A 26,016-nucleotide genomic window follows, 5' to 3' on the forward strand; every position below is an offset into this window, starting at 1 on the left:
TATTTTGGTTGTTGTATTCTTCAGAAAAATTTACCAAAAGGAGAAATTAAATGAAGGATACCGAAAAAGCAATTAAAAGTGAGGCGGAATTAATTCGACAAATTAAAGAAGGGGATGATGCGGCGCTAATAAATTTATGCCAGCTTTATAAACCTTTGATTAATAAAATTAAGAGTATGTATCATGTTCGCTACTATGATAATCAGGATTGGGAGCAGGATGCAATGATTATTTGTCATGAGTCGGCAACAAGTTTTGACTTAAATAAGGGAAAATTCAGCAGCTATTATAAGACCAGGCTTACCAACCATGCGCGATCTTTGGTTAGGTATGACAATGCTTATCGCAGACAGGCGTTGAAACAATCAATTTCTTTAGAAACGGCAAAGAAAAATCATATTTTACCCCTAAATAAATCCTTTGCCTCCATACCAGAAATACCTTTAAGTGAAAATATTGCAATTTTAACCGCAAGATTATCTGATTTGGAAATTAATGCGCTGCTAGTGGGATTAGGCATTAAGGAACAAGAAGATGTAATCAACAATTTAAAGATCAGCCAGCTAACTTTAGCGAGAGCGCGCTCGCGCCTTGTCCAAAAAATGCGCCAAACATTGCTCAATTAGTATTTTTATAGTATACATTTAGAAAATGCGGTATAATTTTACTTGTAGAATAATTTTTAGGAGGTAGTTAAGATGGCAGAAGATGTTATGAAGACTGCATTGTTAGATCGTCACATGAAAGAAGTTTTTGACTGGAGTGATTCAGATCTTCCAGTTAGAGATGCTCTTTGGGATTATTTTATGGAAAAGAATGGTAAAGATACCATTAAGACTGAGGAAGCTATGCTCCCATTCCTAAAAGATACTGACGATAAAATCGAATCCTTCGTAAACGAAAATCTTAAGAAGTAAATCCGACTAATACAATGTTCTACGCACAGTGGTCACGCAATAGTTTGGCCACTATAAAGCAGCTGCTTGAAGAAGCAACTGCTTTTATTATATTTTTGTAAGCTTGAACTTAATCAATTTTATAGGTAATTATTAAATTAATTGCTTAAGCAATTAATTTTTGCTAAAATACAATAGTTTGGAAGTGAGATTATGGCAGTGAAAAAAGCATCTTTGGCCTGCAGTATTTGCGGCTCTCGTAATTACTCAATCACCGCAAGTAAAAATCGCACTCAGCGGCTTGAATTGAAAAAGTTTTGTAAGCATTGCGGTAAAATGACTATACATAAGGAAACGAGGTAAGTTATGGTTAAATTTTTTAAAAGTGTAGTTGAAGAAATGCGTTTGGTTACTTGGCCAACTGCTAAACAAAATCGTCATGACACAGCAATCGTAATTGTTTCCTCAATTTTGTTTGCAGCATATTTAGGTTTGCTTGATTTATTGCTAACCAATATTACTCAAATTGTTATGTAATAGCACAGTTTCTCTGTTTGTGGTACAATGAAATAAGTTATAAAAGTCCTCTGACGCAAGAGGCTTTTTTGTTTGCCAAAAATAAAAGGAGAATTTCTAATAATGGTAGAAACAACTAAGAAGCAGTGGTATGTACTTCATACTTACTCAGGATATGAAGATAAAGTTAAATCGGATCTATTATCACGTGCACAAAGTATGGGAATGCAAGATTATATCTTTCGCGTTATGGTTCCTGAGCAAGAAAAAATTGAAAAAGTAAATAATAAGAAAAAAGAAGTAGAAGAAAAAATCTTTCCGGGATATGTTCTGGTGGAGATGGTAATGACGGATGAAAGCTGGTTTGTCGTGCGTAATACGCCAAATGTAACTGGCTTTGTGGGTTCACACGGTGGTGGCTCCAAACCATCTCCTCTTTTAGAAGAAGAAGTAAATAGACTCTTACGTCAACAAGGTGAACCGGCTAAAAGACCACAAATTGACTTTGAAGTTGGGGAAACTGTTACTATTATTGATGGCGCTTTTAATGGCGTTGAAGGCAAAATTACTGAAATTCAGCCTGATAAATATAAGTTGTTTGTTTCGGTTGACATGTTTGGCCGTGCTACTACCACTGAGCTTGACTATGATCAAGTGAAGAAGATTAGTTAATAAATAGGTCAATTATTGCAAAATTGCTAAATTGATGATAGTATATTAAAGTACTTTTATTATTGTGGGAGGAAAAGTAGGTAACTTTTCCATTTTAACCACGCACGGAATCAAGGAGGTTTTGACCGTGGCAAAGAAAGTTGTAAATGTTGTTAAATTACAAATTCCAGCTGGTGCTGCAACACCCGCTCCACCAGTTGGTCCAGCTTTAGGTCAAGCAGGTATTAACATTGTTGGTTTTACTAAGGACTTCAATGCTAGAACTGCTGACCAAAAAGGCATGATAATTCCTGTAGTCATCACAGTCTACGAAGATCGTTCATTCGACTTCGTAACTAAGACTCCACCAGCTCCAGTTCTTTTGAAACAAGCTGCTAAGATCGATAAGGCATCTGGTGAACCTAATACCAAGAAAGTTGGTAAGGTTACCAAGGATCAAGTTAAGGAAATTGCTGAAACAAAGATGAAGGACCTTAACGCTGCTGATGTCGAAGCTGCTATGCGGATGATCGAAGGTACTGCTAGAAGCATGGGTATCGAAGTCGAAGACTAATCCTGTTATTTATAACAATTTAGGTGGGAGAGTTTAAACTCGCTTGACCACATATTAAGGAGGAAATCACATGCCAAAGCATGGTAAAAAATATTTAGAAGCTGCTAAAAAAGTAGATTCAAAGAAATTATATTCAGTTGCTGAAGCAATTAAATTAGTTAAAGAAACTTCATATGCAGGCTTTGATGCATCAGTTGAGGTTTCATACAACTTAAGCGTTGACCCTAAACAGGCTGACCAACAAATTCGTGGTTCACTGGTATTGCCTAACGGTACTGGTAAGACCCAAAAGGTGATTGTTTTTGCCGATGGTCCACAAGCTGAACAAGCTAAAGCGGCTGGAGCTGACGAAGTTGGTTCTGACGATCTGGTTGAAAAAGTACAAAATGGCTACTTAGACTTTGATGTTGTTGTTGCTACACCAACAATGATGGCTAAAGTTGGTCGCTTAGGTCGTATTTTAGGACCTAAAGGCTTGATGCCAAACCCTAAGACCGGTACTGTAACAATGGATATTGAAAAAGCCGTTAAGAATGTTAAGGCTGGTCAGGTTGAATACCGTGTTGACCGTCAAGCTGCTATTCATGCTGCTATCGGAAAAGTTTCATTTACTGATGAACAGTTAATTGAAAACTTTGATGCGCTGCGTGACGTTATTTTACGTGCACGTCCATCAGCAGCTAAGGGTCAATACATTAAGAGCGTAGCTGTGGCTGCAACCTTTGGCCCTGGAATTAAACTTGATCCATTAAATTTGGACTAAAACAAAATAGTTAACTAAAGCAACTTTGCTATCTTGGCAAGTTGCTTTTTTTCTCTTTGCAAGTATTTATGATTGGTCTATGGTGAAAGTTTTGATAAACTAAAGCTGAATTTATTTGTCTAATTGAGGGAATTATTATGAAAAAAAGTAATTTGGGTGTACTGCTAGCATTAATCTTGTTTATACCCCTTTTTTTAACTGGCTGCAGTCAAAACCGGGAAAAAATTACTATAGTTGGCTCCAGTGCCTTACAGCCTTTAATAGAACAAGCAGGTAATGATTATCACCTGGCCCATATGAGCAGCAATATTGTGGTTCAGGGCGGAGGTTCCGGTACCGGTTTAAGTCAAGTGCAAGCCGGAGCTGTTGAAGTGGGTACTTCAGATGTTTATGCGGAAACACAAAAAGGTATTGATGCCAAAAAACTGGAAGATTATCCAGTCGCTGTAGTGGGAATTGTTCCGATTGCTAATAAAGGCGTTGGGGTTAAAAATTTATCACCGAAACAGCTTTCTGATATTTTTACCGGCAAAATTACAAACTGGCGTCAAGTAGGTGGCAAAAATCAGTCAATCATTGTGATTAATCGTTCACGTGGCAGTGGTACAAGATCTACATTTGAAGATTTGATTTTAAAAGGAAAAGACGCGGTAAATTCTCAAGAGCAAGATTCTAACGGTACGGTTAAAAAGATTGTTAATTCAACACCTGGTACTATTTCTTATATTTCTTTTCCCTACGCAAATGACCAAAATATTCAAAAAATAAGTATAAATCATGTTCAGCCCGAAAATAAAAATATTCCTACGAATAAGTGGCCGCTTTGGTCCTATGAGCATATGTATACAAAAGGCAAGCCCAATAAGGCAACGGCCGCTTTTATCAAATATGTACTAAGTAAAAAAGTACAAAAAGATTTGGTTCCCAAAATAGGCTATATAAGTGTTCACGAAATGAAAGTAACACGCAATAGTCAAAATAAGGTTACAAAGATAGGTAAATAAAATGGCAAAAAAAGAACAAGACTTACAGCAAGTGGTTGAAAATGCAATTGCCGAACAAAAAGTACCTCACGTTAAGTTTAAAGGCATTGATCCTAAAAATATTGATGTTGATCGTCTGACCAAGCCATCAAAAGAGACCCGACAAGAGTGGTGGGGCAGAGGACTAACATTTTTAGCAATTATCTTAATTGGCATACTAATTATTGCAATTATTGGCTTTGTTGGGATGCATGGCTTGGCCACTTTCATTGATAATAAGGTAAATATCTTTCATTTTCTTTTTTCTACTGACTGGAATCCCGGTGCTGGTAAGAACCACGTTGGGGCAGCAGCAATGATTGTAACTTCGTTTGCAGTAACTCTACTTGCAGCGCTAATTGCGACACCTTTTTCCATTGCCGTAGCACTATTTATGACTGAATATGAATCAGGCAAAAGGGTGCAACTATTGCAATCGGTAATGGAGTTATTAGTAGGAATACCATCCGTAGTTTACGGCTTTATTGGTTTAATGGTAGTGGTTCCGGCTGTCAGAACAATTTTTGGCGGAACAGGTTTTGGTATTTTGACAGCAACATTAATACTTTTTGTAATGGTTTTGCCGACAATTACTTCTCTAACTGTTGATGCGTTTAAAGCGATTCCTAAGGATTTGCGTAAATCTTCCTCTGCATTGGGCGCGACAAAATGGCAGACTATATATCACGTTGTTTTAAGGGCTGCGCGTTCCCGTATTATGACAGCTATTATCTTTGGTATGGCTCGTGCTTTTGGGGAGGCCCTGGCTGTTCAAATGGCAATCGGAAATGCGGTTCTAATGCCTTATAACTTGGTAAGTCCGGCTGCTACTTTAACAAGTCAATTGACTAGTCAAATGGGTAATACTGTTATGGGAACTTTACCTAATAATGCGTTATGGTCATTGGCACTTTTACTATTAATTATGTCATTGGTGTTCAATTTCTTAGTACATTTAATTGGAAAGAAGAGTTAGTAGTATTATGAATGCAAAAAAAACAAATCGAATTGCTACTGGCGTAATTTACTTTTTAGTGGGAATTGTTATATTGCTTTTGGTGGGAATTTTAGGTAATATTTTGGTTTCCGGAATCCCACACTTATCTTGGCATTTCTTAAGTTCAGCTTCCTCATCCTTTGAAGCAGGAGGCGGAATTAGAGACCAACTGTTTAATTCTCTCTACCTTTTACTTTTAACTTTGATTATTTCCCTGCCAATCGCTCTGGGAGCTGCTATTTATTTAGCTGAATACGCCCCAGACAACTGGTTTACGCAATTGATTAGAACTACTATCGAAATTTTGAGTTCATTACCATCAATTGTTGTCGGTCTTTTTGGCTATCTGCTGTTTGTAGTTCAGTTTGGCTTGGGCTTTTCCATCCTTGCTGGTGCTTTAGCACTAACTTTTTTTAATTTACCTACTTTGACCAGTAATATCGAAGAAGCAATTAAAGGAGTTCCTCAGACGCAAAGAGAAGCTGGCTGGGCTTTGGGGCTATCAAATTGGAAAACTATTCACGGTATTGTTTTACCAGCTGCTCTTCCTGGAATAATTACTGGAGTGATTTTGAGCGCCGGAAGAGTCTTTGGCGAAGCTGCTGCTTTAATTTACACAGCCGGGCAGAGCGGCTCTACCGTAGATTATTCAAACTGGAATATGTTTAGTCCTACTAGTTTTTTAAATATTATGCGTCCCGCTGAGACATTAGCTGTACACATTTGGAAAGTAAATACTGAAGGTATTATTCCTGATGTTAACGTGGTGTCTGCTGCGACTTCAGCGCTGTTAGTAATTGTGGTTATCATCTTTAACTTTGGTGCACGTGCACTTGGCAACTGGATCTATAAACGGTTAACCGCTGCCAAGATAAAGTAGGAGGGTTCTTATGGAAAATTGGCAAAATCAAAAAAGCTACATTAAGACCTTTGCTGAGGATGAGTGTGCAATATCAACGAAAAATTTGAGTGTTTTCTATGGTGGTACTGTCCAGAAGTTATTTGATGTCAGTTTGGGCTTTAAGAAAAATACAATTACTGCTTTAATTGGAGCTTCTGGATCAGGAAAATCAACTTTCCTGCGTTCACTTAATCGTATGAATGATCGGGTAGCCCGGGTTGATGGCAGCATTATGTTTCATAATCTTGATGTTAACCAAAGTAAAATTAATGTCTATGAATTGCGTAAAGCAATCGGTATGGTTTTTCAAAAACCCAATCCTTTTCCTAAATCAATTAGAGAAAATATCACTTATGCTTTGAAAGCTAACGGTCAACAGAACAAAAAGAAACTAGATCAGATAGTTGAGGAAAGTCTTAGAGCTGCAGCTTTGTGGGATGAAGTCAAAGATAAGCTGGATCAGAGTGCTCTAGCTCTTTCTGGGGGTCAGCAGCAAAGACTGTGTATTGCTCGAGCCATTGCTTTAAAACCAGAAATTTTACTTCTAGATGAACCGGCCAGTGCCTTGGATCCGGTGTCTACTGCCAAGCTTGAAGATACGCTGAAGCAACTGCGCAAAAAATATACCATGGTTATGGTAACTCACAATATGCAGCAGGCTTCAAGAATTAGTGAGTATACAGCATTCTTTCATCTGGGACATGCGCTAGAATATGATACTACAACCAATATTTTTACTAATCCTCAAGGTGAAATCACTGAAAAGTACATTCAAGGTAGTTTTGGATAAAGGTGGCGTTATTAATGACAAATGTAATGGAGGCAAAAAATGTTAAACTTAAATACGGCAATTTTGAAGCTTTACATGGAATTAGTTTAGCATTTCCTGCCCAAAAATTGACCGCCTTGATCGGGCCTTCTGGTTGCGGCAAATCAACCTTCTTGCGTTGCCTAAATCGCATGAATGACGATATTGATGATATTAAAATCACCGGTGAAATTTTGTTAGAAGGTAAAGATATCTATCATTCTCATATCGACTTAGTTGCTTTACGTAAGAAAGTGGGTATGGTATTCCAGCAACCAACACCGTTTCCGTTTTCAGTTTTTGATAACGTCGCTTACGGCTTGCGTATAGCTGGGGTCAAAGATAAGGAACTGATTGAGCAGAGAGTTGAAGAAAGTTTAAAGCAAGCTGCAATTTGGAACGAAACAAAAGATAGCCTGCAGCGCAATGCCCTTGCTTTTTCAGGAGGACAACAACAACGTATCTGCATAGCCCGGGCGCTGGCAATTAGGCCGGAAGTGGTTTTGCTTGATGAACCAACTTCTGCTTTAGACCCAATATCAAGTTCTGAAATTGAAGAAACGTTAATGGCATTAAAGCAAAAATATACTTTCATCATGGTGACACATAACTTGCAACAAGCGAGTCGGGTTTCAGACCAAGTAGCTTTTCTAATGAATGGTGAGTTGATCGAATCTGGTTCGACACAGGAAATGTTCTTGTCACCTAAGAAAGAAATGACAAACAATTATCTTAATGGCCGTTTTGGCTAAATTTGGAGGTGGATTATGCACGAAATATTTTTAGACGAATTGAAGAAATTGAATGCTCGGTTTATGGAGATGGGAGTTTTAGTTAATGACCTGATCGATAGAGGTACGCGTTCTTTCGTCGAACATGATAAAAAAGCAGCGCAACAAATGATTGCGGAAGATAAGGAAGTTGCCAAAGAGGCTGTTAAAATAGAAAAAAAGGCTTTGGAACTAATGGCTTTACAGCAGCCGGTTGCGACTGACTTCCGAGTTGTTATCAGCATTTTAAAAGCTACAACAGACTTAGAAAGAATAGGAGAAAATGCTAATAGCATTGCTATTGAAACTGTCAGAGTTAAAGGTAATCCACGTCTGCCAGATGTTGAAAAGATAATTTCCAACATGACTCATCAGGTGCGCGAAATGCTGGTACAAGTATTAACGGCTTATGTTCAGGAAAATGAAAAAGATGCCAGACAAATGGTACTTGGTCATGCCAAAGTTTATAAGGATTATAAAAACGCCAGACAAATGATTATAGACGGAGTTGAACAAGAACCTGATGCTGCAGTGGCTTCTGCCAGCTATTTTGTCATTATTAGATTACTTGAAAGAATTAGCGATCACATTGTGAACTTGGCGAGTTGGGTAATTTATAAAACTTCGGGTGAATTATTCGAATTAATTAAGCCTGATCCGAAAGAAAAATAATTAACTTGCATTTAGAATATAATCCTGTTATATTTAATAAAGTAAATTCTACCTAAGACTCGGGTGGCATGACGCCTTAATTTCCCGCCGAGGCCAGAAGATAATGAAGAGTTTGAAGCTCCATGTCTTTCTTGGCATGGAGTTTTTATTTGGGCCTGATGGAATTTATTATTAATTTGATGGAGGTGAAATCGAGTGAGTAAAGCTGCTATTGCTGAAAAAGAGAAGTTCGTTGACGCGTTTGCTGAAGAACTTAAAGCTGCAAAAGCAATCTTGGTAATTGATTACCTTGGCTTAACTGTTGAAGAAGTTACTAACATGCGTAAGGAACTTCGTGAAAACGACGTTAACATGAAGGTTGTTAAGAATACTTACTTAAGACGTGCTGCTGCTAAGGCTGGTATTGAAGGCCTTGAAGAGACTTTTGTTGGTCCTACTGCTGTAATTTATACTGATAATGCTGAAGATATTACTGAACCAGCACGTATTGTTTCTAAGTACGAAGATAATTATGATGTTATCGACATTAAGGGTGGTATGCTAGAAGGCAAATTGACTTCTAAAGAAGAAATCAAAGAGCTTGCTGCCATTCCTGGACGCGAAGGTTTACTGTCAATGCTTGTTTCTGTATTACAAGCTCCAGTACGCAATTTCGCATATGCTGTTAAAGCTGTTGCTGATTCAAAAGATGAATCTGCAGAATAAATAATGTAATTTATATCTAAAAATTTTGGAGGATAAAATAAGTATGGCTTTAGATACTGATAAGATTATTGAAGACTTAAAAGGTGCTTCAATTCTTGAATTAAATGACCTAGTAAAGGCTATTGAAGATGAATTTGGTGTTTCTGCTGCTGCTCCAGTTGCTGCTGCAGGTGCTGCTGGTGGCGAAGCTGCTGCTAAGACATCATTTGATGTTGAATTGACAGAAGCTGGCCAAGAAAAGGTTAAGGTTATTAAGGCTGTCCGTGATATTACTGGACTTGGCCTTAAGGACTCAAAAGATCTTGTTGATGGCGCTCCTAAGAACGTTAAGGAAGGCGTTTCTGAAGACGAAGCTAATGACATTAAATCTAAGCTTGAAGAAGTTGGCGCTACAGTTACAGTTAAATAATTGTAGTCTAGCTAACCAAGCTAATAAAGGACGTATTTGCGATAAGCAGGTACGTCCTTTTTATATTACCTAAGGAAATTGTTTTACTATACATTTAGGTTTCATAACTACTAATAACACCTTATAATATAATAAAAAAGATAGTTATTTATTTGTTAAAAGGTTGGTGCTATTATTGATTTAAAAATGTACAGATAAAAATGTACAGAAAAACAAAAGGAGAAGTAAATGAAAAAGATTAATTATCATAAACTTGTGGCTGCAGCAGTAGCAATCACAAGTATTGCAAGTGGGTTATTTGTTGACTCAAGAGTTACTGCAGCTAAGTCAGTATCGGGCAGTATTGTTTTAAAGGCGCCAGCAGTAAAAAGGGTGAAGGTCAAAAGGAAAGCAAATTTATATAACAATAAAGGGCGCAAGTTAAAGAAAAAAGTTTTGAAAAAAGGCAGAAAATTAACTGTTATTAAAAAAGCCACCAAAATAAGAGGTAAGAAGTTTTATTTTGTGACTAAAAATAAGCTGATTTTGGCCAAAGATGTTACTACTTTAAAAGCGAAAGCTAAAAAACCACAAAAGTTGCCGGCAAATCCGACAAACCCTTCCGCTACCCAAGATAAAGTAACACCACCAAATTCGACCAATACAGGTACAACTCAGACTGCTAAAAAGAACGCAAAAATTGAAAGTTTTTCTCTTAGTGAATTTAGACAAGAATTTTTAAAAAAATTGAATGAAGAAAGAGCTCAACGTGGACTTAATGCTGTTAGTGAAGATGCTAATCTTGATGAAGTAGTTCAAAATAGAACAAAATTATTGCCTGATAATTTTGCACATGTTGATGCTGCTGGCAATTTCATTTTGAATGATTTCTTTAATAAAGCTGGAGTCAAGCGTCACAGTACAGCAGAATGCTTAGCAATGTTTCCTTGGGGTGTAGACGTGAACCACTCAGACAATAGTTTGCTTGATGCTACGAAAAACGCAAGCAGTGCGCTAGTTGCTGACAATATGATTTACGAATATATCTATAATGATGCTGAATCTAATTGGGGTCACCGTGATATTTTACTCGATCCGAGTGCCAAAACAATTGGTCTGGGTGCAATAGCAGAAAATGAAAGCGAGCAGATATATTCTTCAGTTGGTGTAATTTATTAATTACTAAACTTAAATAAAAGTTTTAATTATAAAAATAATAAATCTAATTATGTTTTGAAATAGGTTTCTAACATAGTTAGATTTTTATTTTGTTTGCAAAAATACTATTGTCCGCTAAAATTAATTAGATAAGGTTTTAAGAAATGAGCAAATTATGACTGATAAAGAAAATCAAATGTATTTCACTGAAAATCCAACTTCTGCGCATAATGAACGTGTCATTGACTATCAAGTTAATGGGATTGATCTTAAATTTACCACTGATGCAGGAGTTTTTTCCAAAACGCGCGTAGATTACGGTTCAGGTGTCTTAATTAAAGAAATGGCAAACATTGTTTTCCCTCAAAATAACATTCTGGATGTCGGAACTGGTTATGGTCCTATTGGACTGTTTGCAGCCAAATTTTGGCCCGATCAAACTGTAGATATGGTTGATATTAACGAGCGAGGACTGGTTCTGGCAAAAGGAAACGCTGCAGTTAATGGAATAAAAAATGTCAATATTTATAAGTCAGATGTTTACGAAAAGGTTTCTGACGAACCAAAATTTGGTTTAATTGTGACTAATCCGCCTATTCGAGCAGGAAAGAGCGTCGTTTCTAATATCTTAAATGGTGCCAAGAGCCACCTTATCCAAAATGGCGTTTTGTTAGCCGTAATTCAGAAGAAGCAGGGAGAACCCAGTGCGCGCAAATTGCTAATTAAAACTTTTGGTAACTGTGTGATATTAAAAAGAGATAAAGGTTACTATGTATTGCAGGCGGTGAATAGGTAATGCCATTTTCAAGCACTGACAAAAAGAATTTTATGCAACTAGCTTTTAAACAGGCCGAAAAAGCGCAAAGCTTTGGGGAAGTTCCAATTGGCGCCGTAATAATTGCGCCAGATGGGCAAGTTATTGGAGAAGGGTTTAACCGGCGAGAATTAGACCAAGACGCGACGCAACATGCCGAAATGATTGCAATCAGGCAAGCTTGCTCAAAGTTCGGTACCTGGCGTTTAATTGACTGCAGTCTTTTTGTCACCTTAGAGCCTTGTCCAATGTGTGCGGGTGCAATTATTAATTCCCGCATTAAAAATGTCTTTTTTGGTGCACTTGATCCTAAAGCTGGTGCAGCTGGCAGCGTGGTTAACCTTTTTGAAATAGCCAAATTTAACCATCATCCCCACGTAATTCGGGGACTATATCGTGAAGAAGCCAGTCAAATGCTGAAAAGCTTTTTCAAAGAGATCAGACAAAAGCAGAAAGCAGCAAAAGACTCTGGTAAAAATTTCGCAAATTAGTGGAAAAATACTGTAAAATAAGGTAATATATCTTATGGGCAATGTTTGACCTCCAAAGCGTGTCAGGACCGGAAGGTAGCAGCACTAAGGTTGCTCGGGCATGTGCCTTTTATTAGATAATTACAAACTCTTAACTCTTTCGCAAGAGTTAAGAGTTTTTTACTAGGGAAGACTGATCAATGGCTTATCAAGCGTTATACCGCAAATGGAGACCGCGCACTTTTGCTAGTGTGATTGGTCAAAATGATATTACGGATACTTTGAAAAATGCAATTAAGCGCGGTACAATCTCCCATGCCTTTTTATTTGCTGGGCCACGTGGTACTGGGAAAACTTCCTGTGCCAAGATCTTTGCTAAAGCTTTGAATTGTACCAACCTGCAGGACGGTGAACCATGTAATCAATGTGCTAATTGCCTGGCAGCTGATAAAGGTGCAATGGCGGATATTATGGAGATTGATGCGGCTTCCAATAATGGTGTTGATGAAATACGCGACATCAGAGATAAAGTAAAATACGCACCAACTCAGGGTAAATACAAAGTATATATCATTGATGAAGTCCATATGTTGTCAATGGGTGCATTCAATGCTTTGCTTAAAACCCTTGAAGAACCGCCAGAGCACGTTGTTTTCATCTTAGCTACTACTGAACTGCAAAAAGTGCCGGCAACAATAATATCAAGAACTCAGCGTTACAATTTCAAACGTATCTCGCAAGCTGACCTAGAAAAGCGAATGAAGTATATACTGGAGCAAGAAAAGATCAGTTATGAAGATAAGGCTTTGGCTGTGATTGCTCAGGTAGCTGATGGTGGTATGCGGGATGCTTTGAGTATCTTAGACCAACTGTTGAGTTTTGACAAAAACAAAGTTGAGTATGATTCGGCTCTTGAAATAACTGGATTTGCCGCTAAAGAAAAAATTGAACAGATTTTATTAGCTATATTGAATGAGGATGCAACTAAAGCATTATCTTTAGCACAAACCGAACTTGCTAATGGTGCTAGTACGAAAAATATTTTAGATGAACTTATTGAAATGGCGACTAATGCCTTAATGGTTATTAAAACCAATGACAGTAGCCAGAACCTCTTTTTAAACGATGACTTTATTGAACAGATTAAGGAAGTTGCTCCTAAACGCTATTTTCAATTAATTTCTGCGGCTAATACCGCATTAAATGATTTACGTTATACTAATCAGCAGCAAATTCCGCTAGAAGTATTTGTAGTTGAATGTGCTGGGAAAAAGGCTAGTACGGCGGACTCTAAGAATGTTATATCAGGGTCTGCCAATTCTCAAAATGCTGACCCGGATTTGATGGAAGAAATAGCAGCGTTAAAGAAGCAAGTTACGGCTTTAACCAAAAAAGTTGCCAGTTTAAGTAAAAAACAAACTAGAAACAGCGATCAGATTTTTCATCTTGATAATGCTGCAAGCGACCGCTTTAATCAAAGTGGTGCGAAAGGTACTAAAACCAAGTCTGTCGCAAAACCCAAAAAAGCAAGTAAAAACAGAAAAAAGGCCAATCAACAAAATCGTAAGCAGGTTTATCATGTGTTAGAAAATGCTACGAAGGATGACCTCACCGCTATCAAAAATGTTTGGCCCGATTTGCAATCTGTTTTGGGTGTTTCGCAAAGAGCTTTGTTAGATGTACTTGAGCCGGTTGCTGCTAGTGCGAATCAAGTAGTAATGAAATGTAAATACACCCTTTGGTTTGAAAAAGCTAGTGAAGATGGCAATTTATTAGATATTTTGACTGAAGAAATTGCTAAATTTACTAAGCATAGTTATGAAATAGTGCTAGTACCTGATGAAGATTGGGCCACAGTACGTAAAGAATTTATACAGAAACATGGTAAAGAATTACTTGATAAGCAAAAGCAAAAAGATTCAGAATCAGAACAGGCTGAATCAGATAAGCAGATAGTGGATAAAGCCAAAGAGTTATTTGGTGACACAGTAAATGTTAAAGACTAGAATTTAAGGAGACAAGATAATGAGTAAAAGACCTAATTTTGGTGCCATGGGCGGTATGAATATGCAACAAATGATGAAACAGGCCAAAAAATTGCAAGAGCAAATGGCTCAGGAACAAGAAAATATTACCGCCCAGGAATTTGTGGGCAAATCTGCAGATGATTTAGTTGTAGCTACTTTTAGTGGTGATCGTAAATTAAAAAATATTACCATTAATAAGGATGCAATCGACCCGGATGATCCAGATATGCTGCAAGATTTAGTTATTGATGCTGTTAACAAAGGTCTGCAAGAAATTGATCAAGCTACGCAGCAAAGTTTAGGCAAGTATACGAAGGGTATGATTTAATTGCAATATCCAGCACCGATTGCGCATTTAATTGATTCTTATATGAAATTACCTGGTATTGGTGAAAAAACAGCAACAAGGCTTGCTTTTTATACTCTTGATATGCCAGATGAAGATGTTCACGGCTTTAGTACAGCACTAACGGAGGTAAAAGAAAAGCTTCATCGCTGTTCTATTTGTGGCAACATTACGGAAAAGGATCCGTGCCTAATCTGCAGTAATCCTGAACGTGACCAGTCGACTATTATGGTGGTTGAACAGCCTAAAGACGTGATGGCTTTTGAAGACATGGGTGAATATAGTGGTCTATATCATGTTCTGCACGGTGTTTTATCACCAATGGATGGTATTGGGCCAGAAGAAATTAATATTAAGTCACTGATTGTTCGCTTGCAAAAACAGGATGATGTCAAAGAGGTTATTTTAGCTTTAAATTCAACTCCCGAAGGTGAATCAACAGCGATGTATATTAGCAAACTAATTAAGCCTGCTGGAATTAAAGTAACCCGCCTGGCTGCTGGTTTGGCTGTCGGTAGTGATATTGAATATGCTAATTCGATTACTTTAAAAAGAGCGGTACAAGGGAGAACTTCAATCTAATGGCTCGTAATAAAGTTAAAAAAATGGGTGACGAATTATTAATGGCCACAATTGAAGATTTGCAGGAGCAGATTGCTGTTCAAAAAAATCTTGATCCAACGACACTTGATATGTCTGAGGATAACGTGGTATCAGGTAAAATTTTAAGAGCAAAATATTCTTTTTTATATAATGAAGCTCGTCATCGTCATACAAGATTTAGTGGTTTTTCTAATGCGATTTCAGACTAAAAAGTCCTTAGTGAAAGGACTTTTTATTTTGCGCAAAAATTAAAAGTACGTTGGGGTGTTCATATAAAGAGAACTCTTGTAAAATAGAAACATGGAGAGTTTTATGAAAAGTTATTTTATCAGTTTCGAAGGACCAGATGGGTCAGGAAAAAGTACAGTTTTAAAGCAGGTTGTAGCTCAAATAGGTCCTAGACTTAAGACACAATATCTAGTAACTAGGGAACCTGGAGGCTCAAAAATTGCAGAAAAAATCCGGCAATTAATTTTGGATCCTGTGAATGAAGAAATGTCCGCTAAAACTGAAGCATTGCTTTATGCAGCGTCTCGCAGCCAACACATGTTTGAAACTGTGATACCGGCTCTTAAAGCTGGTAAGGTAGTTTTCTCTGATCGATTTGTTGATAGTTCACTTGCTTATCAAGGAGCAGGACGAGATTTGGGTATTGCCGCTGTGAAACAGATTAATGATTTTGCCACCAGTAAAATTGAACCCGATCTCACTATTTTTCTCGACGTTAAACCGCAAGTTGGCTTAGACAGAATTGCTAAAGAGCGAGCTGGTCAAGAAGACCGTTTGGAACAGGAAAAATTAATTTTTCATCAAAAAGTTTACTGGGGCTATCAAGAAGTAAATCAAGCTTATCCTAAAAGAATAGTGGTAGTTAATGCAAATAAACCACTCAATTTGGTTGTAGAGGATTGTGTTAAAATAATTGCAAACCGATTACCAGCAGATTTGTTAAAGGACTGATTAAGATGAAATTAATAGTTGCAATTGTTCAAAAAGAAGATGCTAACCGTTTGCAGCGTACCTTTGTTAAAGAGAGTATTCGCGCAACTAAACTTGCTACAACAGGTGGATTTCTTAGTGAAGGTAATACGACCTTTCTTATCGGTATAGATGATAAGCATGTTAAACAAGTTTTGCGTATTATCAAGGATGAATCCAAATCACGTGAAGAATATATGAATCCGAATATGGTAATGACAGGCTTTGATATTAGTAGTCAACCGATAAAAATTACAGTTGGTGGGGCTACTTGCTTTGTCTTGCCTGTTGAAGAATTTAAGCAATTCTAATGTCTGTCAATATTAAGGAAGCGGGCCAGAAGCAAACTGAATTTTTGCGTCAGGCATTTGAACAAAATAAACTGGCGCACAGTTACTTATTCGTTGATGCTAATGAAATTCAGGCTTTAAATACAGCCTATTGGTTAGCCTGTCTTTTTAATTGTAGTGGTAGTAAAAAACCAGATGGTACTTGTCAGAACTGCCGGCAGATTATTTCAGGCAATCACCCGGATGTTTTGCTGGTAAAGCCCGAAGGCAAGCAAACTTTGGGCATCGATCAAGTGCGCATTTTAAAAGAAGAATTGGCTAAAAGTCCGGTTCAAAGCAGTGTCCGTTTCTTTTTTATTAATGAAGCACAAAAGTTAACTTTGCCTGCAGCTAATGCTTTGCTTAATTTACTAGAAGAGCCTATTGCACCTGTCGTTACAATTTTAATCACCAATAATACTGATCAAATTTTGCCAACAATTCGGTCACGTACTCAGATTATTAATTTTGCGAATAATGACAAAGAGAATGGTAAAAGTGCGGAATTATTAGCAAATGGCTTCAGTCCCAGTGAAGTTAGCGAGCTGGAAGATACGGCTAAATTAGATAAAGATACTAAATATTTTTATCAAGAAATGATTGAGCACAATTCATTAGCACTTGTCAGTGCGCACCAGTTAGCAGAAATAGCGAGAAGTAAAAGTGAACAAAATTATATTCTCTTTTTACTTAAGAAATGGGCACAAGAGGAATTAGAAAATAATCATCAAGATGATGGAGCAAGAATGCTAAAGTATTTGCTTGAAGTTGATAAGATGCAGTACAGCAATGTTAGTTTTCGTAATTTACTTGATTTTCTTGCTTTGCAGTGGAAACGGTAGGTGTTCGTGGTGGATTCATATTCAAAGTTAGAGCAGCTTCACGATTCGATGGTCAGCATGACCAAAACAATCGAAAGTTTAGAGAATAGTATTTTAGAGACTTTAAAAGAAAATACTGAATTAAAAGTAGAGAATCAATTGCTGCGCGAAAAAATGGACAAAATGAATAATGCCCACAATAGTACCGTAAAAACTCAAAGTGGCCTTGAATCTTTGCGGCAAATTTACAGCTCAGGTTATCATATTTGCAATATGTACTATGGCTCTCACCGTGATCCTAATACAGACTGCATGTTTTGCCTGGATATTCTTGATAATTTCGGTGAAAAAAATAAGAAACATTAAAGGACTGATCAAATGCAGAGGCAAAGTAGTTATGCCCAAGAAAATGGTAAGCTTTATCTAGTGCCAACTCCGATTGGTAATTTGGAAGACATTACGATTAGAGCAAAAAAAGTTTTACAGGAAGCTGATTATATCGCAGCTGAAGATACCAGAACAAGTGGCATCCTACTTGAAAAAATTGGGGTCCATAATCATATGCTTTCCTTTCATAAGTATAATTCAAAGGAAAGAGCGCCCGAATTGATTAAATTAATGACGAAGGGTGCAGTTATCGCAGAAATTAGTGACGCTGGAATGCCCGTCATTTCTGATCCGGGATATATCTTGGTGCAAGAGTGTATCAAAAATAATATTCCAGTTGTCCCTTTACCAGGTGCTTCCGCCTTTACTACTGCCTTGATTGCCTCTGGCTTTGATGCTCAGCCATTTACTTATTATGGCTTTTTACCGCGTAAAAAGAGTGAGCAAAAGTCCTTTTTTGAACAAATGAATAAAGCACGCGCAACTTCTGTTTTTTATGAAGCACCACATAGGTTGGTTAAAACTCTTAATAATTTGTCTGAAATTCTAGATTCTGAGCGTAAAATTGTTGTCGCCAGAGAACTGACTAAGATTCACGAGGAGTTTGTTCGTGGTACAATCAGTGAAGTAACTACTTATTTTGAGCAAAATGCGCCAAGAGGTGAATTTGTGATTTTGGTTTCACCAAATACCAAGCAAGCTGAAAAATTATCTTGGACTGCACTAATTGCGTTAGTAGAGCAGTTGGTTGCTAAAGGAAAAAGCAAAAAAATGGCAATTAAGGAGATTGCTCAGGAAAATCACGTTTCAAAAAATGAGTTATATGAACGTTATCATCAAAAGTAGGTGAAATTATGAAGTACAGTGAAAAACATATTGTAAATTATTATGAATGTGATGAAAATAAAAATTTAAAATTACCTGCGATGATTGATTTGATGATGAGTGTTTCGGAGCATCAATTAGATTCAGGTAATGGTAGTACTAACGCTTTGACCAAGAGGGGATTAGGTTGGGTCGTGACGCAATATCATATGGAAATTGCCCGCCTGCCCCATCCAAATGAAGAAATTATACTTACAACTGAGCCATTTGGCTATAACCGTTTTTTGGAATATAGAAATTATGTATTTACCGATCAGACTGGAAATGAGTTGATAGCAGTAAAAAGTGAATGGGTTTTATTTGATTTAAAGACCCGCAAATTAGTATCAACTGATAAAGAAATGATGGCTGAATTGGGAATACCCCTCTTGAAAAAGCTGCCTCGTTTTCCAAGACTGCGGGTCCAGGAAAATTACGAGAAAAAACGGCAGTATCGCGTACGCTATGATGATTTGGATACCAACCATCACATGACTAATGGTCACTATTTTAATTGGTTTCTTGATACGCTTGACCGCGATTTTTTAAAAAATCATATTGTCAAGACTATTGATATTAAATTTAACCTTGAAGTCCGTTATGCCCAAACACCATATGCATGTGTAAGTGTAATTGAAGACGGAGACATTATAAAATCATTTCATGCGATTGCAGACGATGATAAAAATGATAAAGCTGTTTGTGAACTAACTTGGCGCAAAATATAATATAATTATTTTTTGTGTTCTAACACAATTTAATTAAAGAAAGAAAGTGCTGCAAATGACTATTAAAGAACTATTCAAGGTCGAATTGCGTGATCTTGTACTCTTAGGAATTATTGTCGCAATGAAGATTATTCTTAGTCGTTTCACAGTTGGATCAGCTGTTGTTCATGTAAGTTTGGGTTTCATCGGAAGCGTGATGCTGGGATACTTATTTGGACCTATATGGGGCAGCGTTGGCGGTGGAATCAGTGATTTGGTTTCATCGGCTCTATTTGGTAATCAGGGTGGCTTTTTTATCGGCTTTACCCTCAGTGCAATGATTGGTCCGTTTATTTATGGCTTAGTTTTTTATCAAAAACCAGTCAAAATTTGGCGGATTATTTTGGCAACTTTATTAGTGACAGTTGTTGTTAATATAGGCTTAAATACACTTTGGGTTCATCTTTTATATGGTATGGACTACTCTGCCGCGCTTATTCAGCGAATTCCGAAGGAAGCCATTACCCCCTGGGTGGAAATGGTTGTTAGTTATTTTGTTTTAAACGCAATTTCAAGAGTTAGGATTAACAGGTAATTTTCGAAAAGAGTAAAAATATTTTAGAATGAAAATTTTGAGTATGTCGACCGCGACAAATAATTTAAGTGTGGCTTTAAATGACGATGCTAAAATAATTAAGGAAAAGAATGAATTTGACCAGCGCAATCACAGCGCGCATTTGGATCCATTAATTGCCGAAATTTTAAAAGAAAATAATTTAAGATTGGCAGAAATCGACCGTTTTGCCGTTGCAATTGGACCAGGTTCATACACTGGTTTACGGATTGGTGTTACGACAGTAAAAATGTTTGCCAGCATTTTACATAAAGAGGTAGTAGGCATATCTACTTTACAAGCACTGGCTGCAAGTTGTGCAGAAGAAGGCACTTTAATAGTGGCTGGAATTGATGCTCGTAATGACAATTACTTTGCGGGTGCTTATGTCAATAAGCAAGATGATTGGGGTCCTGAATGTGTAATACCTGATGGGCACTATCATATTGACACACTTTTAAGCGCAGTAGCAGAATATTGTGCAAATAACAATCTGGAAAATGTTATTTATGTTGGTTCTGGCTTTGAAAAACAAAAAGAGGCCATCAAAAAGATAAATATTCCCTTTAATTTTGGGACAGAAAAACAAAATGTTGTTCATGGCGGCTTAATAGGCAAGCTGGCTGTGGATGTTCAACCCGATGATCCTGACCAGTTGTTGCCAAACTATTTACGGCGCACACAAGCTGAAATTGATTGGCATAAAAAGACCGGAGAAGCATACAAACCTGACAGTAACTATGTGGAAGAAGTTTAAGTGTTTCTGGCCTTTTTTATTTGTGGCGCAAAAGAAAAAGTTTGTTAACTTTATTCCTGAAAAATTCATTATCAATCACTCTATTCTGGATATTAGACAAGCGCAATTTGAGGACATTTCTGCGATATTGTTACTTGAGCAAAGTTTATATCAAGGAGAGGAGCCTTGGAGCGGAGCAATTTTTCAAACTGAATTGGGCAAAAAGAATTCACTTTATTTACTTGTGCTGCAGTCGCAATTGGTAGTTGGGCTAATTGGTGTCCGAATTGATAATAGGAAGGCGCACATTACCAATTTAATGGTTGATTCCGCTTGGCAAAAAAGAGGCATAGGTACTTATTTAATCAGAAAAGTAATTGAAATTGCCCAAGAAAAAGGCTGTGAGGAACTTAGCCTGGAAGTAAGAGAGGATAATTTGAATGCCCAAAAGTTATATCAAAAATTAGGTTTTGTTACAACTTTCGTCTGGCCCAATTATTATCAGGACTCTAAGCAAAACGCGTTTAACATGGTGCTTAAATTGGCAAGTGACTAAAAGAAAGGAAATTAAATTGGTAAATAAAAAAGACATCCGGATTTTAGCTTTTGAAAGTTCTTGTGATGAGACTTCGGCTTCTGTTGTTAAAAATGGCAGAGAAGTTGAAAGCTTGATAGTGGCAACTCAAATTAAAAGTCACCAGCGTTTTGGAGGGGTCGTTCCCGAAGTAGCCAGTCGCCATCACATTGAAGTGATAACGCAAATTACCAGGGAAGCGTTAAGTGAAGCAAAAGTAACCTGGAATGATATCGATGCTATTGCCGTAACTTATGGACCTGGATTAGTCGGAGCCCTGTTAATTGGTGTCAGTGCAGCTAAAGCTGCTTCCATGGCTACAGGCATCCCCCTAATTGGTGTCGATCATATTATGGGTCACATTATGGCAGCACAATTAAAAGAAGAGATTACTTATCCGGCTCTTGCACTGCAAGTTTCTGGTGGACATACTGAAATTGTTTTACTAAAAGACCCGACCCATTTTGAAATAGTTGGTGATACTAGAGATGACGCGGCAGGAGAGGCTTATGATAAAATCGGCCGTGTGCTCGGGGTCAATTATCCGGCTGGTAAAACTATTGATGAATGGGCTCACCAGGGGCAGGATACCTTTGATTTTCCTCGGGCAATGATTAAAGAAGATGATTATGATTTTTCTTTTTCTGGTTTAAAGAGTGCGTTTATTAATACTTATCATCATGCCGAACAAATTCATAAAGACCTAAATAAATATGATTTGGCTGCTAGTTTCCAAGCTGCAGTGATTGATGTTTTAGCAACTAAAACAATTAGGGCAATTAAGCAGTATCAGCCGCAGACTTTCATCATGGGGGGTGGTGTAGCCGCTAACCATGGTTTACGGGACAGAATGAATAGTGAAATAGCAAGTTTACCGCAAAATATTCAGCCCAAAGTCATTTTGCCTGATTTAAAGCTTTGCGGTGACAATGCTGCGATGATTGGTGCAGCGGCCTACAATTTGTATCAAGAAGGAAAATTTGCTGATCTAACTTTAGATGCTGATGCATCATTAGAACTACCTTATGCATCCGAAATGCTGCAATAAAGTAAATAATATCAGGATCAAGACCAAATCCCTACGAAAAAAGGCGTTGAACTCAACGCCTTTTTGTTGTTCTGGAAATAGTTTTTCCCAGACTCTTTTTTATCATTATGTGTTTTGAGTTCAACTATCTTAAATATTAAGTTTATGTATCTTACTAAATGATCAGAGTATACAAAATGACAGCTGGTGAATAGCTACAGTATCGGATTGCAAGAACTTTTAGACAGTAGTATTAAGAAATAAAAAATGTCACATATGTTTTTAAAAAGTCATATGTGACATTTTTTAATTTAGTTTTCCTACCTGAATATAATAAAGTCAAACAGGTAAGGGAGAAAATCAAATGGTTAGTTTATTTCATTCATTGATGATCCTAGCTGTTAGCATATTTTAAAGAGTTCAAAAATACAAAATTTGATAATCACTTTGATTATGAATTTTATACGGATAGACTATTAATAAAACTCAAATACAAACAAGTTTCTATCAATAAATAGGGATACGTTTAAATTTCTAATCAAAAAACAATAAAATTATGGTAGGCTAAATTATAGTAACCCTATCATTTTTAAATTAATTCACCACTCAAAAAAGGAGACAATGATGTTAACAGTCCAAAACCTATCGCTCAAAACCAGGCAGCCAATCCTGCACGATTTTTCTTATCAATTTGCACCCGGTCAATTTTATCAAATTGCCGCAGAAAACGGTTCTGGTAAAACAAGTTTCTTGCGTACTGTTACGGATCTAATTCCAGCTTCTTCTGGTAAAGTCTTATTGGACGGAAAGCCGTATGCCAAAAATAAGCGTAAGCTCTTTTTCTTTGAAAGCAATGAATGGTTGAATGTCAATTTAACCAGCCTTGATTACTTAAAATTCGTGAAAAGACAATGGCATTCTAATGTCGACCTTGATCAAGAACTTGATTTCTTGGGTGTACGTAAGTATGTCAAAGTCCCGATTAAAAAGTATTCGCTTGGAATGAAACAAAAATTGATTGTAGCCATGTACCTAGTTAGTGGCGCCGAATATTACTTGATGGACGAGATCACTAACGGTCTTGATGAAGAAAGTCGCGCAATTCTTTATAAGAGACTAAATGATGAGGTAGCTCAGCATAATAAATGTATTATTCTAACCTCTCACTATAGCAGCGAGATTAAAGTGAATAACTTACACCGGCTCGTTTTACAAAAACAAATGATGCACGAGGTAGAACAATGAGCTCATATTTTTCATTGCAACTTAAAAAAGTTACTAAACACAATCTATCAATTATTTCACTGGTTATTTTATTATTAATTTCTTTTGGCTTACTATACATGAAGTCTACGCAGCTCATGGGTACAGGTTCTTTAAAAGGAGATGCTCAGGGTCAGATTGCCATGAAAAAGCAAGCTTTACAAGCCGATCGTCAAGCACTCAAACGATATTCACCGCAAGGAAAATCATATAAGGCCATTGAAAAAGATATCAAACAAACTGAAATAGGATTAAGAAAAGATCAAGCCTTTGTTGATAATATTAATCATAATCACTGGAAGCGAGTTTATGAGACCAAATTAAAAAGGGAACAAAAAGGCAAATTGACTGATCTAAGCTCGGATGAAAAAGATGGATATAAAAGCGTAATACTGCGTTTAAAGTATCTCATAGCTCACCCTATGCCTTATGAAAGCGATAACGCAGTTACCGGAATACAATTTTTGTTAGATTTGAATGCAAACTATTGGCCCATCTTATTTAGTTTGGTAATGATATTTATTTTGACTTATTTATTTACTGGTTCTTATAAAAATGGTCTTGACATTTCCACTGTCTTGCCAATTAATCGCTTGCAAAATACCTTGACTAATAATATTGCTGGGTTAGTGGTCGTCAGCTTTATTTTTCTTTTACTAAACTTATTAGTTTTCGGGGGAGCAGCGAGCATTTTTGGTACTGGTCGCAGTGACTATCCTTACATCATTCACCATCTGGTTAGCGACCACTTGGTGCCGGGAATTGTTCCGACTGCCAAATTGTTGCCCCAAGCAGTTGTACTGCAGCTCTTAAATTTCATATTTATGGTTTTGCTTGTACAGCTAATTGCTAAAATTTTTCATAACCAGTTACCGACTCTGTTAGTTTCGCTATTGCTTTTATTAGGCGGTCATTTTGTTACAGTTTTTATTATTCCGCTGGAGAAGATTGCGCAGTGGCTTCCTGGTACTTATTTAGGAGTATTAAACATTGTTTCAAACCAAACAGCCTATACAATGAACAATTCTGCTATTAACTTTTCAAATGGTGTGTTTACCTTAACACTAAGTTCTATATTATTGTTGTTGTTGGTACTTTTAATTGATCGCCTTACAACTGTTACACATAGAAATGGGAGACTGGCATAATGTCCTATCTGGCTTTTCAGCTTAAAAAAGTATTTAAGAATAAGCTAACCCCAGTTTGCTTAGCAATTATACTCTTATTAATGGGTATTGTCTTATTCATGAATATACGCACTAATTCCCAATTTTCCTTGCAGGCGTTGTCTAAATCAGAGATTGCATACCGCCAAAAAGAAATTAACCGGCAGCAAAGATTACTTAAACACGATAAACAAAAATCGAAAACTGAGATTTACAATGATACTAAATCTACTATTAAGCAAAACCAAGAAGTAGTTAAGCAAGATAAACAAGTTCTAAATGCGGCAAATAAAGGTAATTGGCGCAAAGCCTACACGATTATGTGGCAACAAAAAAAGCAAGAACAAACTATTTCATCAAATGGCCAAGATTTAGCAGGCCTAAATTCAAGAATAAATGTAGAGAAAAAACTGCAATTCTTTAACTATTTACGTCATGAGCCTTTGCCTTATGAAAGTCAGGATATGCCAGTAACAGGCTGGCAGTTCTTACTGCAATTAAATCAGCAATATTTGCCTTACGTATTTACTCTTGTTGCTCTGTTTTTATTAACTTTGCTTTTAACTGATTCTTACCACCAAAAATTAGATACGGCGCAGTTATTACCGCTTGAAAAAAATAATTTAATGATTTCGAATACCATAGCAGGAATAGTCCTGACTCTTGGTAGTTTTTTAGCGATTAATTTAGTATTATTTATTGTAGCTTCCCTTATTTCTGGTACAGGTAGTTTGTTCTTTCCTTATATCGTTGGTCAATATACAGGTGGTAGGACTCTTATTGAATGTGTATCTACTGGCAGTTTTATTATTAAAGTAATTGTATTGCAGGCACTTACCTTGATCTTCGAGGTTGTCTTAGTTCAATTACTTGCCCGAATTTTTCGTGATAAATTATCAGCATTACTTATCGCTATTTTACTTGTTCCTGGGCTTAACATTGCAACTATGATCGTTGAGCCGCTGCGTAAGATTTGCGCCTGGTTGCCAATGACTTACCTGAACGCAGTTGACATAGTATCTGGCAATTTAGGAATGAATTATCAAAATGTGCAATTGAACTATACGACAGGGCTTTTAACACTGTGCTGCTCAATTTTAATAATTACTATTATGATTTCACTATCCAGTCATATAAAATATAAAGAATAAAATTTTATATTTCTTAAATCAACGTTTTTACTTCTAATTTAGTATTATCATGACTTTAAATCGTTCATTTGTTTTATTTAAATTATACTTACCTAAAAAGTCTTTTAAAACTAAGTGTAAAAATATATAACAAGTAATAACATACTTACCATTACACAATAGGAGACTCTTTTCAAAATAGTCTCCCATTTTGATTAAACAAGTATTTACAGATTTAATATTCAATAATATCTTGCCTTGCTGTGTAAATTTTAGTGCTAAAGTCTCATCTATTCTAACTAGGTAATAAGGTACATACCATGATAAAGTTAATTAGATT

The 26,016-nt window shown here is 36.8% G+C and carries 35 protein-coding genes, 1 other RNA gene and 1 other annotated feature; all 36 genes read left to right on the forward strand.

Annotation, left to right across the window (positions count from 1 at the left end):
* Positions 1 to 50: 50 nt before the first annotated feature.
* The 36 genes from Q0R51_RS04195 to Q0R51_RS04370 all read left to right on the forward strand — a co-directional run bounded on the left by Q0R51_RS04195 (position 51) and on the right by Q0R51_RS04370 (position 25,697).
* A complete protein-coding gene (locus Q0R51_RS04195) occupies positions 51 to 626 on the forward strand; it encodes a sigma-70 family RNA polymerase sigma factor (protein ID WP_294756941.1) in 576 nt (191 codons plus the stop codon).
* Between the two features lie 72 nt (positions 627 to 698).
* Positions 699 to 917 (forward strand): hypothetical protein, encoded by a 219-nt coding sequence (locus Q0R51_RS04200; protein ID WP_110446376.1) that lies wholly within the window; start codon positions 699 to 701, stop codon positions 915 to 917.
* Positions 918 to 1,109: 192 nt separating this feature from the next.
* Complete coding sequence (gene rpmG / locus Q0R51_RS04205; protein WP_110446375.1) at positions 1,110 to 1,259, forward strand: 50S ribosomal protein L33; 150 nt, start codon at positions 1,110 to 1,112, stop codon at positions 1,257 to 1,259.
* A gap of 3 nt (positions 1,260 to 1,262) precedes the next feature.
* Positions 1,263 to 1,433 (forward strand): preprotein translocase subunit SecE, encoded by a 171-nt coding sequence (secE, locus tag Q0R51_RS04210; RefSeq protein ID WP_110446374.1) that lies wholly within the window; start codon positions 1,263 to 1,265, stop codon positions 1,431 to 1,433.
* A gap of 102 nt (positions 1,434 to 1,535) precedes the next feature.
* A complete protein-coding gene (gene nusG / locus Q0R51_RS04215) occupies positions 1,536 to 2,084 on the forward strand; it encodes a transcription termination/antitermination protein NusG (protein ID WP_038523578.1) in 549 nt (182 codons plus the stop codon).
* Positions 2,085 to 2,211: 127 nt separating this feature from the next.
* Entirely contained in the window at positions 2,212 to 2,637 is a 426-nt protein-coding gene (gene rplK / locus Q0R51_RS04220) for a 50S ribosomal protein L11 (protein WP_046325284.1), read from the forward strand.
* A gap of 70 nt (positions 2,638 to 2,707) precedes the next feature.
* A complete protein-coding gene (gene rplA, locus Q0R51_RS04225) occupies positions 2,708 to 3,400 on the forward strand; it encodes a 50S ribosomal protein L1 (RefSeq protein WP_038523574.1) in 693 nt (230 codons plus the stop codon).
* A 137-nt stretch (positions 3,401 to 3,537) separates the two neighbouring features.
* On the forward strand, positions 3,538 to 4,404 hold the full coding sequence (locus Q0R51_RS04230; protein ID WP_294756949.1) for a phosphate ABC transporter substrate-binding protein: 867 nt from the start codon (positions 3,538 to 3,540) through the stop codon (positions 4,402 to 4,404).
* Position 4,405: 1 nt separating this feature from the next.
* Positions 4,406 to 5,398, forward strand: a complete 993-nt coding sequence (pstC, locus tag Q0R51_RS04235) for a phosphate ABC transporter permease subunit PstC (RefSeq protein WP_046325282.1) — start codon at positions 4,406 to 4,408, stop codon at positions 5,396 to 5,398.
* Between the two features lie 7 nt (positions 5,399 to 5,405).
* The gene (gene pstA, locus Q0R51_RS04240) at positions 5,406 to 6,299 is read left to right on the forward strand and encodes a phosphate ABC transporter permease PstA (RefSeq protein ID WP_046325281.1); all 894 of its coding nucleotides are present in this window, start codon (positions 5,406 to 5,408) and stop codon (positions 6,297 to 6,299) included.
* Between the two features lie 10 nt (positions 6,300 to 6,309).
* Entirely contained in the window at positions 6,310 to 7,110 is an 801-nt protein-coding gene (pstB, locus tag Q0R51_RS04245) for a phosphate ABC transporter ATP-binding protein PstB (RefSeq protein WP_046325280.1), read from the forward strand.
* A 14-nt stretch (positions 7,111 to 7,124) separates the two neighbouring features.
* Positions 7,125 to 7,880, forward strand: a complete 756-nt coding sequence (gene pstB, locus Q0R51_RS04250; RefSeq protein WP_046325279.1) for a phosphate ABC transporter ATP-binding protein PstB — start codon at positions 7,125 to 7,127, stop codon at positions 7,878 to 7,880.
* Between the two features lie 15 nt (positions 7,881 to 7,895).
* On the forward strand, positions 7,896 to 8,570 hold the full coding sequence (gene phoU, locus Q0R51_RS04255; protein WP_294756956.1) for a phosphate signaling complex protein PhoU: 675 nt from the start codon (positions 7,896 to 7,898) through the stop codon (positions 8,568 to 8,570).
* Between the two features lie 33 nt (positions 8,571 to 8,603).
* Positions 8,604 to 8,727, forward strand: a sequence feature (ribosomal protein L10 leader region).
* A gap of 38 nt (positions 8,728 to 8,765) precedes the next feature.
* Positions 8,766 to 9,275 carry a 50S ribosomal protein L10 gene (gene rplJ, locus Q0R51_RS04260; RefSeq protein ID WP_046325277.1) on the forward strand — a complete coding sequence of 170 codons (510 nt, stop codon included), beginning with the start codon at positions 8,766 to 8,768 and terminating at the stop codon, positions 9,273 to 9,275.
* Between the two features lie 43 nt (positions 9,276 to 9,318).
* Positions 9,319 to 9,684, forward strand: a complete 366-nt coding sequence (gene rplL, locus Q0R51_RS04265) for a 50S ribosomal protein L7/L12 (RefSeq protein WP_046325276.1) — start codon at positions 9,319 to 9,321, stop codon at positions 9,682 to 9,684.
* Between the two features lie 228 nt (positions 9,685 to 9,912).
* Complete coding sequence (locus Q0R51_RS04270) at positions 9,913 to 10,842, forward strand: SLAP domain-containing protein (RefSeq protein WP_294756962.1); 930 nt, start codon at positions 9,913 to 9,915, stop codon at positions 10,840 to 10,842.
* Positions 10,843 to 10,996: 154 nt separating this feature from the next.
* Positions 10,997 to 11,617 carry a class I SAM-dependent methyltransferase gene (locus tag Q0R51_RS04275; RefSeq protein ID WP_294756963.1) on the forward strand — a complete coding sequence of 207 codons (621 nt, stop codon included), beginning with the start codon at positions 10,997 to 10,999 and terminating at the stop codon, positions 11,615 to 11,617.
* Positions 11,617 to 12,126 (forward strand): tRNA adenosine(34) deaminase TadA, encoded by a 510-nt coding sequence (gene tadA, locus Q0R51_RS04280; RefSeq protein WP_294756965.1) that lies wholly within the window; start codon positions 11,617 to 11,619, stop codon positions 12,124 to 12,126. The genes Q0R51_RS04275 and tadA overlap by 1 nt, the downstream gene beginning before the upstream one ends.
* Positions 12,127 to 12,153: 27 nt before the next feature.
* An RNA gene (gene ffs / locus Q0R51_RS04285) (signal recognition particle sRNA small type) lies at positions 12,154 to 12,251 on the forward strand.
* A 54-nt stretch (positions 12,252 to 12,305) separates the two neighbouring features.
* A complete protein-coding gene (gene dnaX / locus Q0R51_RS04290; protein ID WP_294756967.1) occupies positions 12,306 to 14,111 on the forward strand; it encodes a DNA polymerase III subunit gamma/tau in 1,806 nt (601 codons plus the stop codon).
* Between the two features lie 19 nt (positions 14,112 to 14,130).
* The gene (locus Q0R51_RS04295) at positions 14,131 to 14,460 is read left to right on the forward strand and encodes a YbaB/EbfC family nucleoid-associated protein (RefSeq protein ID WP_046325272.1); all 330 of its coding nucleotides are present in this window, start codon (positions 14,131 to 14,133) and stop codon (positions 14,458 to 14,460) included.
* Positions 14,461 to 15,060, forward strand: coding sequence for a recombination mediator RecR (recR, locus tag Q0R51_RS04300; RefSeq protein ID WP_046325271.1), 600 nt, complete (start codon positions 14,461 to 14,463; stop codon positions 15,058 to 15,060). It abuts the gene before it with no gap.
* The gene (locus Q0R51_RS04305) at positions 15,060 to 15,290 is read left to right on the forward strand and encodes a YaaL family protein (protein WP_122026303.1); all 231 of its coding nucleotides are present in this window, start codon (positions 15,060 to 15,062) and stop codon (positions 15,288 to 15,290) included. Before recR ends, Q0R51_RS04305 begins: the two co-directional genes overlap by 1 nt.
* Before the next feature lie 103 nt (positions 15,291 to 15,393).
* The gene (gene tmk / locus Q0R51_RS04310) at positions 15,394 to 16,041 is read left to right on the forward strand and encodes a dTMP kinase (protein ID WP_294756972.1); all 648 of its coding nucleotides are present in this window, start codon (positions 15,394 to 15,396) and stop codon (positions 16,039 to 16,041) included.
* 5 nt (positions 16,042 to 16,046) lie between these two features.
* Positions 16,047 to 16,370 carry a cyclic-di-AMP receptor gene (locus Q0R51_RS04315; RefSeq protein ID WP_046325268.1) on the forward strand — a complete coding sequence of 108 codons (324 nt, stop codon included), beginning with the start codon at positions 16,047 to 16,049 and terminating at the stop codon, positions 16,368 to 16,370.
* Positions 16,370 to 17,230, forward strand: a complete 861-nt coding sequence (locus Q0R51_RS04320) for a DNA polymerase III subunit delta (protein ID WP_294756974.1) — start codon at positions 16,370 to 16,372, stop codon at positions 17,228 to 17,230. Before Q0R51_RS04315 ends, Q0R51_RS04320 begins: the two co-directional genes overlap by 1 nt.
* A gap of 9 nt (positions 17,231 to 17,239) precedes the next feature.
* Positions 17,240 to 17,575 carry a DNA replication initiation control protein YabA gene (gene yabA, locus Q0R51_RS04325; protein WP_294756976.1) on the forward strand — a complete coding sequence of 112 codons (336 nt, stop codon included), beginning with the start codon at positions 17,240 to 17,242 and terminating at the stop codon, positions 17,573 to 17,575.
* 12 nt (positions 17,576 to 17,587) lie between these two features.
* The gene (gene rsmI / locus Q0R51_RS04330; protein WP_294756978.1) at positions 17,588 to 18,442 is read left to right on the forward strand and encodes a 16S rRNA (cytidine(1402)-2'-O)-methyltransferase; all 855 of its coding nucleotides are present in this window, start codon (positions 17,588 to 17,590) and stop codon (positions 18,440 to 18,442) included.
* An 8-nt stretch (positions 18,443 to 18,450) separates the two neighbouring features.
* Complete coding sequence (locus tag Q0R51_RS04335; protein WP_294756979.1) at positions 18,451 to 19,188, forward strand: acyl-[acyl-carrier-protein] thioesterase; 738 nt, start codon at positions 18,451 to 18,453, stop codon at positions 19,186 to 19,188.
* 55 nt (positions 19,189 to 19,243) lie between these two features.
* On the forward strand, positions 19,244 to 19,762 hold the full coding sequence (locus Q0R51_RS04340) for a folate family ECF transporter S component (protein ID WP_294756980.1): 519 nt from the start codon (positions 19,244 to 19,246) through the stop codon (positions 19,760 to 19,762).
* Between the two features lie 28 nt (positions 19,763 to 19,790).
* Positions 19,791 to 20,537 carry a tRNA (adenosine(37)-N6)-threonylcarbamoyltransferase complex dimerization subunit type 1 TsaB gene (gene tsaB / locus Q0R51_RS04345; RefSeq protein WP_294756981.1) on the forward strand — a complete coding sequence of 249 codons (747 nt, stop codon included), beginning with the start codon at positions 19,791 to 19,793 and terminating at the stop codon, positions 20,535 to 20,537.
* Entirely contained in the window at positions 20,521 to 21,072 is a 552-nt protein-coding gene (gene rimI / locus Q0R51_RS04350; RefSeq protein WP_294756983.1) for a ribosomal protein S18-alanine N-acetyltransferase, read from the forward strand. Before tsaB ends, rimI begins: the two co-directional genes overlap by 17 nt.
* 16 nt (positions 21,073 to 21,088) lie before the next feature.
* On the forward strand, positions 21,089 to 22,138 hold the full coding sequence (tsaD, locus tag Q0R51_RS04355; protein WP_294756985.1) for a tRNA (adenosine(37)-N6)-threonylcarbamoyltransferase complex transferase subunit TsaD: 1,050 nt from the start codon (positions 21,089 to 21,091) through the stop codon (positions 22,136 to 22,138).
* Positions 22,139 to 22,741: 603 nt separating this feature from the next.
* Complete coding sequence (locus Q0R51_RS04360) at positions 22,742 to 23,362, forward strand: ABC transporter ATP-binding protein (protein WP_294756986.1); 621 nt, start codon at positions 22,742 to 22,744, stop codon at positions 23,360 to 23,362.
* The gene (locus Q0R51_RS04365) at positions 23,359 to 24,528 is read left to right on the forward strand and encodes a hypothetical protein (protein WP_294756987.1); all 1,170 of its coding nucleotides are present in this window, start codon (positions 23,359 to 23,361) and stop codon (positions 24,526 to 24,528) included. The genes Q0R51_RS04360 and Q0R51_RS04365 overlap by 4 nt, the downstream gene beginning before the upstream one ends.
* Complete coding sequence (locus Q0R51_RS04370; protein ID WP_294756989.1) at positions 24,528 to 25,697, forward strand: hypothetical protein; 1,170 nt, start codon at positions 24,528 to 24,530, stop codon at positions 25,695 to 25,697. Before Q0R51_RS04365 ends, Q0R51_RS04370 begins: the two co-directional genes overlap by 1 nt.
* Positions 25,698 to 26,016: the final 319 nt, after the last annotated feature.

Source organism: uncultured Lactobacillus sp. (assembly GCF_946477725.1).
Classification (GTDB): Bacteria; Bacillota; Bacilli; order Lactobacillales; family Lactobacillaceae; genus Lactobacillus.